Annotated in this window: 9 protein-coding genes and 2 pseudogenes; 7 read left to right on the forward strand and 4 right to left on the reverse strand. The window is 69.0% G+C overall.

All coding sequences use genetic code 11. The features are described 5' to 3' along the window. Positions 1–196 precede the first annotated feature (196 nt). Positions 197–1,138, forward strand: a complete 942-nt coding sequence (locus ACFJI0_RS11870) for a FecR domain-containing protein (protein WP_382325118.1) — start codon at positions 197–199, stop codon at positions 1,136–1,138. Positions 1,139–1,160: 22 nt separating this feature from the next. On the opposite strand, the gene hrpA is transcribed toward ACFJI0_RS11870, so the two are convergent. Beyond that, complete coding sequence (hrpA, locus tag ACFJI0_RS11875; protein ID WP_382325120.1) at positions 1,161–4,748, reverse strand: ATP-dependent RNA helicase HrpA; 3,588 nt, start codon at positions 4,746–4,748, stop codon at positions 1,161–1,163. Positions 4,749–4,879: 131 nt separating this feature from the next. On the opposite strand from hrpA, the gene ACFJI0_RS11880 reads away from it, so the two are divergent. Beyond that, complete coding sequence (locus ACFJI0_RS11880) at positions 4,880–5,104, forward strand: hypothetical protein (protein ID WP_382325121.1); 225 nt, start codon at positions 4,880–4,882, stop codon at positions 5,102–5,104. Positions 5,105–5,114: 10 nt separating this feature from the next. Further along, positions 5,115–6,455: an amino-acid N-acetyltransferase gene (gene argA / locus ACFJI0_RS11885; protein WP_382325123.1), complete on the forward strand. Its 1,341-nt coding sequence runs from the start codon at positions 5,115–5,117 to the stop codon at positions 6,453–6,455. Between the two features lie 24 nt (positions 6,456–6,479). On the opposite strand, the gene ACFJI0_RS11890 is transcribed toward argA, so the two are convergent. Then, positions 6,480–6,995 carry a disulfide bond formation protein B gene (locus ACFJI0_RS11890; RefSeq protein ID WP_382325626.1) on the reverse strand — a complete coding sequence of 172 codons (516 nt, stop codon included), beginning with the start codon at positions 6,993–6,995 and terminating at the stop codon, positions 6,480–6,482. 91 nt (positions 6,996–7,086) lie between these two features. Next, positions 7,087–7,857, reverse strand: coding sequence for a ferredoxin--NADP reductase (locus ACFJI0_RS11895; protein WP_291118977.1), 771 nt, complete (start codon positions 7,855–7,857; stop codon positions 7,087–7,089). Between the two features lie 278 nt (positions 7,858–8,135). Between ACFJI0_RS11895 and ACFJI0_RS11900 the strand changes: the two genes are divergently transcribed. Next, positions 8,136–8,417 (forward strand): oxidative damage protection protein, encoded by a 282-nt coding sequence (locus ACFJI0_RS11900; RefSeq protein ID WP_291118974.1) that lies wholly within the window; start codon positions 8,136–8,138, stop codon positions 8,415–8,417. Between the two features lie 42 nt (positions 8,418–8,459). Next, positions 8,460–9,593: an FAD-dependent oxidoreductase gene (locus ACFJI0_RS11905; protein WP_382325125.1), complete on the forward strand. Its 1,134-nt coding sequence runs from the start codon at positions 8,460–8,462 to the stop codon at positions 9,591–9,593. A gap of 1 nt (position 9,594) precedes the next feature. On the opposite strand, the gene ACFJI0_RS11910 is transcribed toward ACFJI0_RS11905, so the two are convergent. Next, positions 9,595–10,407, reverse strand: coding sequence for a hypothetical protein (locus ACFJI0_RS11910; RefSeq protein ID WP_382325127.1), 813 nt, complete (start codon positions 10,405–10,407; stop codon positions 9,595–9,597). Positions 10,408–10,573: 166 nt separating this feature from the next. On the opposite strand from ACFJI0_RS11910, the pseudogene ACFJI0_RS11915 reads away from it, so the two are divergent. Further along, positions 10,574–11,367, forward strand: a pseudogene (locus tag ACFJI0_RS11915) (sulfite exporter TauE/SafE family protein). A 22-nt stretch (positions 11,368–11,389) separates the two neighbouring features. Then, positions 11,390–13,167 (forward strand): annotated as a pseudogene (locus ACFJI0_RS11920) (nitrite/sulfite reductase). The last annotated feature ends 6 nt before the right edge of the window (positions 13,168–13,173 follow it).

Raw genomic sequence — 13,173 nt, forward strand, 5'->3', positions numbered from 1 at the left:
CCATCTCCGATGAAAGGCCGTTGTGCCGGCCACCTTGGGGCAGTGAAACGCATGCATCCGCCGGTGTCAACCCGTGTTTTTCTCACATGCCGGCGTCAAGAAGTGCATCCGGCACGCCGATATGGACGTAACTTGGGACACCGAGCGGCCTGTCGGACAGGCTTTTTTTTCGCGCATCGCTGAAGGACCTTTCCCCGTGACCCCCCTCCACCCTTTCCATCGCCTCAAGAACCTGAGCCGCCGTGCGGTGCTTTGGCAGGCCTGCGCCGCTGTCGCCTGGGGCTTGAGCAGCCCGGCCCACGCCACCCCCAGCACGACCGTGGTCGAAGCCGTTCAACTGCCCGCCTGGGTGGAGCGCAACGGCCAGCGCCGCCCGGCCGAGCCCGGGGCCCAACTGCGCGCCAACGACAAGGCCATCACCGCCAACGGCTCGCGCATGCTGCTGCGCATGGACGACCGCAGCACCATCAAGCTGGGGGAGCAGACCGAGTTCCTGATCCAGTCGCTGGACACCAGCCGCAGCAGCGCCACGGCGCCCAGCGAGCAGAAGAGCGCCTTCAAACTCGTGAGCGGCGTGTTCCGCTACGCCACCGACTACACCAGCAAGGCCCTGGGCAACAAACGCGAACTCAACGTCGAGCTGGCCACGGCCACGGTGGGCATCCGCGGCACCGACTTCTGGACCATGACCGATGCGGCCCACGACGCCGTGTGTGTGTTCGAGGGTAAGGTCGAGGTGGTGCGCGAGGCCAAGCCGGGCATCGAGCTCGACAAGCCCGGCGCATTCTGGGTGGTGTTTACCGGCCAGCCGGAAAAACCGGCCGACCAGGCCACGCCGGCCCAGCTGGCCAAATTCATCGGCCAGGCCGAAATGCAGCCCGGCAGCGGTGTGCTGCTGCAAGGCGGGCGCTGGCGCACCGTGGCGGCCACCTTCAACAGCGCGGCCGATGCCGCCGCGCTGCGCACCCGGCTGCAGACCGCGGGCTACCCGGCGCAAACCCTGGCCAAGGATGGGCGCCACGAGGTGCGCATCAACCAGTTCGCCACGCGCGAGGACGCCGAAGCCGTCTTGCAGCGGCTGCGCGCCGACACCGCCCTGGGCGTGAGCGAAGGCCGCGTGGCGCTCACCGCGAACTGAGCCGTTCGCCCGAGGCCCAGGCTCAGGCGTTGAGCTGGGTCCAGGCCTTCTCCAGCCGCTTCACGCTCACCGGCTGGGGGGTGCGCAGCTCCTGCGCGAAGAAACTCACCCGCAGTTCCTCCAGCAGCCAGCGCAGCTCCTGGAGGCGGGCGTCCTGCACGCCCTTGCGCTCGGCCACCAACCGCCAGAAGCGCTGATCCTGCGGCCGCAGCTCGGCCAGCTTGGCGGCGTCGCGCGCCGGATCGGCGCGCAGCTTGTCCAGCCGCAACTGCACCGCCTTGAGATACCGCGGCAGGTGCTGCAACTGCGCGTACGGCGTCTGCAGGAGAAAGCGCTTGGGCACCAGGCGTTGCAGCTGCTGCGCGATGTCGGTGGCGACGTCCGCCGGCGGTTTGCTGTCCTTGAGCTTGCGCGCGGCGGCGGCGTACTCCGTGAGCACGGTGCCGGCCGTGCGGGCGATCTCGTTGGCGATCAGCGTGAGGCGCCCCCGCCCCTCTTCCACGCGCCGCTTGAAGGCAGCTTCGTCGGTGGGCAGCGGGTCGCCGAGGAAGGCGCGGTCCAGCGCGAGTTCCAGGATCTGCGAGCGCAACTCTTCCAGCGTGCCACCACCGCCCGCTTCCTTGCCCACCTGCATGTAGGCCACGCCCATGGCCTGCAGGCCGGGCAGGTTCTTCTCCAGGTACTTCAGCGCGTCGCGGATCTGCAGCGCGCACAGGCGGCGCAGGCCTTCGCGGTGCCGCGCCTGGGCCACCTCGGGTTCGTCGAACACCTCGATGCGCACCGCCTCGCCGTCGTCCACCAGCGCCGGGAAGCCAATCAGGGTCTGCTGGCCCTGGCGGATTTCCATCAGCTCGGGCAGCTCGCCGAAATCCCAGGCGGTATGGCGCTGGGCCGCGCTCACGGCCGGGGCCTTGGCGGCGGCCGCCTTGGCCGCCACCGGCGCCGGGCCGCCCTTGACGGGCGCGGCGGGCGCAGGCGCCGCGCGCAACCCTTCCATCTTGAGCGAGGCCAGGGCCTGGAAGGCACCGCGCGCCTGCGCGCCCAGCTCGGCCTTGAGCGCCGCCAGGTTGCGGCCCTGGCCCAACTGGCGGCCGTGTTCGTCGACCACGCGCAGGTGCATGAAGTGGTGCGCGCTGAGCATGTCGACCTTGATGTCGTTGCGCTGGATATCGAGCTGCGTGGCCTCGCGCACCAGCTTGAGCACCGCGTCCATCAGGTTGCCGGCGCCGAAGGTGGCGGGCTCGCACAGCGCCTGCGCGAAACGCTCGGCGGTCGCCGGCAAGGGCACCAGGCGCGAGCGCGGGCGCTGGTGCAGGGTCTTGAGCAGGGCCAGCACCTTTTCCTTGAGCATGCCGGGCACCAGCCAGTCGCAGCGGTCTTCGCTGGCCTGGTTGAGCGCGAAGATCGGCAGCGTGACCGACAGGCCGTCGCGCGGGTCGCCAGGCTCGTGCAGGTAGCTGCAGGCGCAGTCCACGCCGCCCAGGCGCAGTGTCTTGGGGAAGGTCTGCGTGGTGATGCCGGCGGCCTCGTGCCGCATCAGTTCCTCGCGCGTGAGCAGCAGGAGCTTGGGGTTCTCGCGCACGGCGTCGCGGTACCAGCGCTCCATGGCCGCGCCGTTGCAGATGTGCGCGGGCAGTTGCTGGTCGTAGAAGGCGTAGATCAGCTCGTCGTCCACCAGCACGTCCTGCCGGCGCGACTTGTGCTCCAGCTCGGCCACCTGGCGCACCAGCTTCTGGTTGGCCGCCAGGAACGGCAGGCGCGTCTCCCACTCGCCGGCCACCAGCGCCTCGCGAATGAAGATCTCGCGCGCGCCGGCCGGGTCCACCTTGCCGTAGTCGGTGCGGCGGTTGCTGTAGATCACCAGACCGTAGAGCGTGGCGCGCTCCAGCGCCGTGACCTGCGCGGCTTTTTTCTCCCAGTGCGGGTCGAGCAGCTGTTTCTTGATCAGGTGCCCACCCACCTGCTCCAGCCACAGCGGCTCGATGCCGGCGATGCCGCGCCCGAACAGGCGTGTGGTCTCTACCAGTTCGGCACACACGATCCAGCGCCCCGGGCGCTTGCTCAGGTTCGCGCCCGGGTGGCGGTGGAACTTGATGCCGCGCGCGCCCAGGTACCAGTCTTCGGTTTCGTGCTTCTGGCCCACGTTGCCCAGCAGCCCGGCCAGCATGCCAGGTGCAGTTGCTCGTAGCTGGCGGGCTTGTCGTTGAGCCTCCACTGGTGCTCGGCCACCACGGTGTGCAGCTGGCTGTGGATGTCGCGCCACTCGCGCACGCGCCGCACATTGACGAAGTTCTCGCGCAGCACGCTCTCGTACTGCCGGTGGCTGAGCTTGTGGTCCTTGCCGTGGCGCACCCTTGGTGTCCTCCAGCCATTTCCAGAGCTTGAGCGTGCCGCTGAATTCGCTCTTCTCGTCGTCGAACTTGGCGTGCGCCTGGTCCGCCTGCGCCTGTTTGTCCAGCGGGCGGTCGCGCACATCCTGCACGCTCAGGGCCGAGGCGATCACCAGCACCTCGTCGAGCGCACCGCGCTGCTGCGCCTCCAGAATCATGCGGCCCACGCGCGGGTCCAGCGGGAGGCGCGAGAGCGTCTGACCGATGGGTGTGAGCTCGTTGGCCTCGTCCACCGCGTTGAGTTCGGCCAGCAACTGGTAGCCGTCGACGATGGCGCGCTTCTGCGGCGCCTCGATGAAGGCGAAGTCTTCCACCGCGCCCAGGCGCAAGGCCTTCATGCGCAGGATCACGCCCGCGAGCGAGCTGCGCAGGATCTCGGGGTCGGTGAACGCTGGGCGCGCGCCGAAGCCGGCTTCGTCGTAGAGCCGGATCGCGATGCCGTCGGCCACGCGGCCGCAGCGGCCGGCGCGCTGGTTGGCCGCGGCCTGGCTGATGGGCTCCACCATGAGCTGCTCCACCTTCTGGCGGAAGCTGTAGCGCTTCACGCGGGCGGTGCCGGCATCGATCACGAAGCGGATGCCGGGCACCGTGAGCGAGGTCTCGGCCACGTTGGTCGAGAGCACGATGCGCCGCCCGCTGTGGTCCTGGAAGATGCGGTCCTGCTCGGCCTGCGACAGGCGCGCGAACAGCGGCAGCACCTCGGCGTTGCGCAGCGTGGGAATGTGGCTCAGGTGTTTGCGCAGGTGGTCGGCCGCCTCGCGGATCTCGCGCTCGCCCGGCAGGAACACCAGGATGTCGCCGCCGGCCGGGCCGCGCCAGAGTTCGTCCACCGCGTCGGCGATGGCGTTGTTCAGGTCGTAGTCGCGGCTTTCCTCGAACGGGCGCCAGCGCACCTCCACCGGAAAGGTGCGGCCCGAGACCATGAGCACCGGCGCCGGGCCCTTGGCCGAGGCGAAGTAGCGCGCGAAACGGTCGGCGTCGATGGTGGCGGAGGTCACCACCACCTTGAGGTCGGGCCGGCGCGGCAGCAGCTGGCGCAGGTAGCCGAGCAGGAAGTCGATGTTGAGGCTGCGCTCGTGCGCCTCGTCGATGATGATGGTGTCGTAGGCGCGCAGGTCGGGATCGGTCTGCGTTTCGGCGAGCAGGATGCCGTCGGTCATCAGCTTGACGGAGGCGTCCTTGGACAGGCGGTCCTGGAAGCGCACCTTGTAGCCCACCACATCGCCCAGCGGTGTCTTGAGTTCCTCGGCGATGCGCTTGCGCAGCGCTGGAGGCGGCGATGCGCCGCGGCTGGGTGTGGCCGATCAGCTGGCCGCGCTGGCCCGGTTTCGCGTTGCACTTGCCCCGCCCCATGGCCAGCGCGATCTTGGGCAGCTGCGTGGTCTTGCCCGAGCCTGTTTCGCCGCAGACGATGACGACCTGGTGGTCGCGCATCGCGGCCTCGATCTCATGGCGGCGCGCAGAGACGGGCAGGCTTTCCGGGAATTCGATGTGCAGCGGCGTGGAGGACAAGTGGGAACTTCGGTCAAAATCGGGCAACCGGCCATTATCCGCGCCCGGCCCCATGCCCGCCTGACCACCGCCCCATGTCCACTGTCTTCAACTTCACCTTCGTCCCCTGGTTCCGCTCGGTCGCGCCTTACATCCACAAGCACCGAGGCAACACCATCGTGGTCGGCATCGCGGGCGAGGCCATCGCGGCCGGCAAGCTGGAGAAGCTGGCGCAGGACCTGGCGCTGATCCAGAGCATGGGCGTGGACATCGTGCTGGTGCACGGCTTCCGGCCGCAGGTGAACGAACAGCTGCGGCTCAAGGGCCATGAGGCGAAGTACTCGCACGGCATGCGCATCACCGACGAGGTGGCGCTGGACTGCGCCCAGGAAGCCGCCGGCCAGCTGCGCTACGAGATCGAGGCCGCCTTCAGCCAGGGCCTGCCCAACACGCCCATGGCGGGCGCCACGGTGCGCGTGATCTCCGGCAACTTCATCACCGCGCGGCCCGTGGGCCTGATCGACGGCGTGGACTTCATCCACTCGGGCCTGGTGCGCAAGGTGGACACCGACGGCATCCAGCGCACGCTCGACATGGGCGCGATGGTGCTGCTCTCGCCCTTCGGCTTCTCGCCCACCGGCGAGGCCTTCAACCTCACCATGGAAGACGTGGCGACCTCGGTGGCCGTCGCGCTGCAGGCCGACAAGCTGATGTTCCTGACCGAGGTGCCGGGCATCCGCGTCGATCAGGCCGACCCGGAAAGCGACATCGACACCGAACTGCCGCTGGCCGACGCGAAGAAGATGCTGGCCGCCCTGCCCCCGGCCACCCAGCCCACCGACACCGCGTTCTATCTGCAGCACTGCATCCGCGCCTGCGAAGGCGGCGTGGACCGCAGCCACATCCTGCCGTTCTCGGTGGACGGAGCGCTGCTGCTGGAGATCTACACCCACGACGGCATCGGCACCATGGTGGTGGACGAAAAACTCGAGAGCGTGCGCGAGGCCACCATGGACGACGTGAGCGGCATCGTGGCGCTGATCGAGCCGTTCGAGAAGGACGGCACCCTGGTCAAGCGCGACCGCACCGAGATCGAACGCGACGCGGGCAACTACACCATCATCGAGCACGACGGCGTGATCTTCGGCTGCGCGGCGCTCTACCCCTACCCGGAAGAGCGCACCGGCGAAATGGCCGCGCTCACTGTCTCACCTCACACGCAGAGCCAGGGCGACGGCGAACGGCTGCTCAAGCGCATCGAGGCCCGGGCCAAGGCGCAAGGCCTGCAAAGCATCTTCGTGCTCACCACGCGCACCATGCACTGGTTCGTCAAGCGCGGCTTCGTGCAGGTCAGCGCGGACTGGCTGCCGGAGGCGCGCAAGCGCAAGTACAACTGGGACCGCAAGAGCCAGGTGCTGGTGAAGAAGCTGAGCTGAGGGCCGGCGCCGGCCCGGACGGCCTCAGGCGGCCGGGCGCTTCACCCAGAGGGCCACGGCCAGCGCGACGATGGCCGAGAAGCACAGGAAGGACCAGTTCGCGATCGACAGGCCGAGGAAGGTCCAGTCGATCACCGAGCAGTCGCCGCTGCCGCGAAAGATCATGGGAATGGCCCTGCGCAGCGGGAAGGCTTCGATCATGCCGAAGAAGTCGCGCCCGCAGCTCATGATCTCGGGTGGGTTCCATTGCAGCCAGCTCTGGCGCGCGGCCGTGAAAGCACCGAAGACCGCGAGCAGGCCCATCAGCGCGATGCCGGCCTGCCGCGCCGCGCGGCCCTTCAACAGGGCCGAGACGCCGGCCACCAGCGCCACCGCCACCAGGGCGTAGCGCTGCACGATGCACATGGGGCAAGGCTCCAGGCCCACGACGTGCTGCAGGTACAGGCCGAAGGCCAGCATGGCGGCGCAAGCGGCGGCCACCAGCCCCAGGATGCGGCGGGGGTGCTGGGTCAGGGGAGACGGTTGGCCAGGGGAAAGGATGGCGATCAAGGGAAATCCTGAAGTTGGGAGAAGGCGGCCGCCGGGCGGGACAGATCACTGAGCCCGGCGATCCACCGCAAGTTCCCCCGCTTCAGCTCACGAAGGCGCGTTCGATGACGAAATCGCCCGGCGTCGTGGTGTTGCCTTCCTTGAAGCCGCGCTTCTCGCACAGGGCCTTGAGGTCGCGCAGCATCTCGGGGCTGCCGCAGATCATCACACGGTCTTCGGCCGGGTTCAGGGGCGGAATACCCAGGTCCTTGGCGATCACGCCGTCGCCCAGCAGCTGAGGAATGCGGCCCTGGTGCATGAAGGGCTCGCGCGTGACGGTGGGGTAGTACAGCAGCTTCTGCTGCACGGCTTCGCCCAGGAACTCGTCCTGCTTGAGCTGCTCGGTGATCAGTTCGCGGTAGGCCAGTTCCTTGACCTGGCGCACGCCGTGCACCAGCACGACCTGCTCGAAGCGCTCGTAGGTTTCCGGATCGCGGATGACGCTCATGAAGGGCGCCAGGCCGGTGCCCGTGCCCAGCAGGTACAGGCGCTTGGCCGGCAACAGGTAGTCGATCAGCAGGGTGCCCGTGGGCTTGCGGCCGACGACGATGCTGTCGCCCACCTGGATGTGCTGCAGGCGCGAGGTCAGCGGGCCGTCCTGCACCTTGATGCTGAGGAACTCGAGGTGGTCGGCCCAGTTCGGGCTGACGATGCTGTAGGCGCGCAGCAGGGGCTTGTCGTTCACCCGCAGGCCGATCATGGTGAAGTGGCCGTTGGAAAACCGCAGCGAGGTGTCGCGCGTGGTGGTGAAGCTGAACAGCCGGTCGGTCCAATGGTGAACGCTGAGCACGCGCTCTTCCAGAAATGCACTCATGAGAGATCCTGATGGGGTCGAACCCCGTATTGTAAAAAGTCGGGCCGGCCGTGCGGCTGGCGGGGTGATCGGCCGGCCCCACTCGCGGGACGGACACCGAAACCTTGCTACAGTGACGGGCTGCCCGGGATACCCGGGGCCTTGCGCCCACCACGGCGAACTGCGCCGACGAACAAAGAGTCCCGGATCATGCCGACGATTGGCCTGTCCGGGAACGAATTATTTCTTCAGTTCGTTATAACCAATCCATCTAACCCACACCTCCTAGGACGTTTCTCATGGCACGCACCGTTCATTGCATCAAGCTCGGCAAGGAAGCCGAAGGCCTGGACTTTCCGCCCTACCCGGGCGAAATGGGCAAGCGCCTGTACGAGAACGTGAGCAAGGAGGCCTGGGCCGCCTGGCTCAAGCACCAGACCATGCTGCTCAACGAAAACCGCCTGAACCTGGCCGACGCGCGCGCGCGCCAGTACCTCGCGCGCCAGATGGAAAAGCACTTCTTCGGCGAGGGCGCCGACGCCGCCGCCGGTTTCGTGCCGCCGCCGCCCGAAGGCAACTGACCGCCGCCCGGGCCGTGCCCCCCACCCCCAGCCCGCCATGCCGTGGTGATCGGCGCCGGCCTGGCGGGCGCCGCGGTCTGCGCGGTGCTGGCGCGGCGCGGCTGGCGGCTCACGCTGGTCGATGCCGCCAGCGGCCCGGCGCAAGGCGCCTCGGCCCTGCCGGTGGGCATGCTGAGCCCCCATGTCACCCGCGCGCCCACTCCGCTGTCGCGGCTGTCCGCACTGGGCGTGGCGACCACCCTGGCCGAGCTGCAGCGGCTGGTTCCACCAGGCCAGGGCTGGCAAGCCTGCGAGGTGGACAACCTGGGACACGATCCGGGCCGCTGGCCCGCCGCGCTGGTGCGCCCGGCCGCCCTGGTGCGGGCCTGGCTCGACGAAGCGGCGAACCTGGGCACGTTGGCGTGCGTGTGGCAAACCCCGGTGCAGACGCTGGCCTCCTCCGCCGTGGGCTGGCAGGCGCTGGATGCCCAGGGCCGCTGCGTGGCCGAAGCCCCAATGGCCGTGGTCGCCGCGGCCTATGGCAGCCATGCCCTGCTGACCGGCCCCGCCAGTTGGATGGACGCCGACGCCCTGCCCCTGCGCCCGGTCAAGGGCCAGATGAGCCTGGCCGCCCAGAGCGGCGACCCGCTGGCCGAGCGGCCGCAACGCGACAACGGCGTGTACGTGCCCCTCTATGAAGACACCGGGTTGCCGCCCGCCTGGCCGGCGCGCGTCTGGGCCATGGGCTCCACCTACGAACGCGGCGAGAACAGCACGCAGCTGAGCGAGCAGGCGCACGAGCGCAACGCCGAGAGCCTGGAGGCCATCTGCCCGAGCGCGGCGCTGGACCTGCGGCAGGTCTGGCAGCGAGGCGAGCTGCTGGGTTGGGCGCAGGTGCGCTGCGCCTCATTGGACCGCCTGCCGCTGGTGGGTGCGGTGCCCGACGGCGAGGCGCTGAAGGCCCATATGGCGGCGGCCGGTGTCCGGCGGGGCCGTGTGCCCTTGGCGGACACCCCTCGCCGGCCTGGGCTCTACCTGCTGGCCGCGCTGGGCTCGCGCGGCATCACCTTGGCCGCCTGGTGCGCGAACCAGCTGGCCGCCCAGATGGAGGGTGAGGCCACGCCCGACGTGGAAGAGGACCTGCTGCGGGCGATCGATCCCGCGCGCTTCGCCTGGAAACAGGCGCGCCGTCAGTAGCTCAGATCAGGTCCAGCCACTCGGACACCTGGCGCGGCTGGAACGGCCGCTCCAGCAGGGCCGTGATGCCCACGCGGTGCGCGTCGCGCCGCACCCTGCGGCGGCGCCACCAACCCGCCAGCGGGCCGGCCAGCTCGGTCGTCGCCAAGGTCAGCGCCTGGGGATTGCGGGCGACGAAGTGGCGCATCAGCGCCCACACGTCGATGCGATGGTCGTCCAGGTTGAACACGCCGCACACATAGCGGTTGCGCTCCATGAGTTCCAGCGCGGTCTCGGTGTCGACCACCTCGTCCACATGGCCCACGCCCGCCAGGGCCAGGCGGGTGCGCAGGTAGGTGCCTTCCTGATCCTCGGCCCCCACCACCAGGGCGCGCCGGGTCATGTCGGTGGGTTCGCCGGTGTCCATCTCGAGGTCGATGTCCAGCGGCGCCGGCGCGGTCACGTCCAGATCGAGCAGGCCCGAATCGGCCTGCCGGGCGGCGAACACCAGATCCAGGTCGTGCAGCACGGCGGCCCATTCGATCGGCCGGTCCAGCACCCGCCAGGCGTGATCGGGGGCGTCCGGGCCGACCCAGATCAGGCGCTGCCCGGGTGGCATCTCCTTGGCGTGCGACAGCACGGCCTCCAGGCTTTCGCCATCCACCAAGGCCACCTGGGCCACGCCGGAAGGGATCACCGCGCCCGGCGGCGCCATGGGCACCCAGGGGGCGTAAGACAGCTCGCGTTCCTGCGACAGCCGGAACACGGTGTTCAGCGCATGGCGTTCCACGTCGGAAAAACCGACCACGCTGACCAGGATGCGCTGCTTTTGCATGGCGCGGATGTTACGCCCAGCAGACCGATGTGCGGTCGGAGTTGTACGACGAGCGGCCATCTCGTGTGCGATTCGGCACATCGCTCATTTGTTTATTCCAGGGTGGCATATACCCATGAACAAAAAATCGTTTGGGATATATCGATGTCTCTCTACAGTCTCGCCCATGCCTAACATCGCCATCATCCTGGCCGGATTCGCCGTGGGACTCATCGTGGGTCTCACGGGGGTAGGTGGCGGCTCGCTCATGACGCCCATCCTGATCTTCTTTTTCGGCGTCAAACCGTACCTGGCGGTCGGCACCGACCTGCTGTTCGCCGCCTTCACCAAGATGGGCGGCACGGTCAGCCTGGCGCGGCAGAAGCTGGTGCCGTGGCGGGTGGTCGGCCAGCTGAGCGCCGGCAGCCTGCCGGCGGCGCTGTTGACGTTGCTGGTGCTGCGCCAGCTCGGCCCCACGAGCGCAACGGTGCAATCGCTGATGACGAACACCCTGGGCGTGGCGCTGTTGCTGACGGCAGCTGCGCAATGCTCTACAAGGCGGCGCGCGGCAAACAGCTGCCCCGCCAATTGCCCGAAGGCCAGCTGGCCCAGGCCACGCATGCGCGCCACTGGAGCCTGCCGGTGCTGTTCGGTGCGGTGATCGGCACCCTCGTCACGCTCACCTCGGTCGGTGCGGGCGCCATCGGTGTCTCCGTGCTGCTGTTGCTGTTTCCCCTGTTGCCGCTGCCCCGCATCGTGGCCGCCGACATCGCTTACGCCGTGCCGCTCACGCTGGTCGCCGGCCTGGGCCACGCGAGCCTGGGCTCGGTCGACTGGCCGCTGCTGGCCAAGCTGCTCGCCGGTTCGCTGCCCGGCATCTGGCTGGGCACGCGTCTGATGCGCCACACCCCTGAGCGCCTGGTGCGCTCGGCGCTGTCGCTGCTGCTGGCCTATGCCGGCACGAAGCTGATCGCTTTTTGATTCCTGAAGACCCACGAAGACGATGTACCAATATTCCGACTTTGACCGCCAGTTCGTGCACCTGCGCGCCGCCCAGTACCGGGACCAGCTGACCCGCTGGCAAGCCGGCACGCTGGGCGACGACGAGTTCAAGCCGCTGCGCCTGCAGAACGGCTGGTACGTGCAGCGCTTCGCGCCCATGCTGCGCGTGGCCGTGCCCTACGGCGAGATCTCCGCGCCGCAGCTGCGCGTGCTGGCAAAGATCGCGCGCGACTTCGACCACAAGGAAGAGCACGACGTCAGCAAGGCCAACGCCGGCCTGTCCGAAGTGCCCACGCTGCCCGACCGCTGCGGCCACTTCACCACGCGCCAGAACGTGCAGTACAACTGGATCCCGCTCTCGCGCTCGGCCGATGTGATGGACCTGCTGGCCAGCGTGGGCCTGCACGGCATCCAGACCAGCGGCAACTGCATCCGCAACATCACCACCGACGCGCTTGCCGGCATCGCGATCGACGAGGTGGCCGATCCGCGGCCCTTCGCCGAAATCCTGCGCCAGTGGAGCACGCTGCACCCCGAGTTCGCCTTCCTGCCGCGCAAGTTCAAGGCTGGCGATCACCGGCGCGCGCGAAGACCGCGCCGCCACCCCCTGGCACGACGTGGGCCTGCGCCTGCTGCGCAACGTCGACGGCGACCTGGGCTTCCAGGTGCGCGTGGGCGGTGGCATGGGCCGCACGCCCATCATCGGCAGCGTGATCCGCGAGTTCCTGCCCTGGAACCAGATCCTCAACTACCTCGAAGCCGTGGTGCGCGCCTACAACCGCTTCGGCCGCCGCGACAACATCTACAAGGCCCGCATCAAGATCCTGGTGAAGGCCGAAGGCCAGGCCTTCACCGACCAGGTGGAAGCCGAGTACCAGGACATCCTCGAGAAGGACGGCGCGCCGCACACCATCAGCCAGGCCGAACTGGACCGCGTGAGCGCCTTCTTCGTGCCGCCGCAACTCAACTGCGACCGCAAGAGCGCCGACGCCAAGATCGCGCACATCCTCAAGGCCGCGGCCGAGGACGACCTGGAATTCAGCCGCTGGCTGCAGCAGAACGTGAAGCCGCACCAGAACCCCCGACCTGCGCGCCGTCACACTGTCCTTCAAGCGCTTCGGCCAGGCCCCCGGCGATGCCACGGCCGAACAGCTCGAGCGCGCCGCCGAACTGGCCGAGCGCTTCTCGGCCGGCGAAGCCCGCGTGACGCACGAACAGAACCTGCTGCTGCCCTGGGTGCGCTGCGACCAGTTGCCCGAGCTGTGGCGCGAGGCGCGCCGCCTGGGCCTGGCCAAGCCCAACATCGGCCTGCTCACCGACATGATCGCCTGCCCCGGCGGCGACTTCTGCGACCTCGCCAACGCGCGCTCGCTGCCGCTGGCACAGGCCATCCTGGGCCGCTACAAGGACCTCGACGAGCTGCACGACCTGGGCGAGATCGACCTGCACATCAGCGGCTGCATCAACTCCTGCGGCCACCACCACAGCGGCCACATCGGCATCCTGGGCGTCGACAAGGACGGCCAGGAGTGGTACCAGGTCACGCTCGGCGGCTCGGACGGCACGCGCCTCTCCGGCGACGCCACGCCGGGCAAGGTGATCGGCCCGTCCTTCGCCGCCAGCGAAGTGCCCGACGTGATCGAAGCCCTGCTCGACACCTACCGCGCCCAGCGCACGGGCCAGGAGACCTTCGTGAACACCCTGCGCCGCACCGGTGCCGACCCGTTCAAGACCGCCGCCAACGCGGTGCGCACGAGCACGGCCCGCGCCGCCGCCTGAGGAGAG

Origin of the sequence: Hydrogenophaga sp. UC242_53, assembly GCF_042696965.1 — a bacterium.
In the GTDB taxonomy this organism is placed as follows: Bacteria; Pseudomonadota; Gammaproteobacteria; order Burkholderiales; family Burkholderiaceae_C; genus Hydrogenophaga.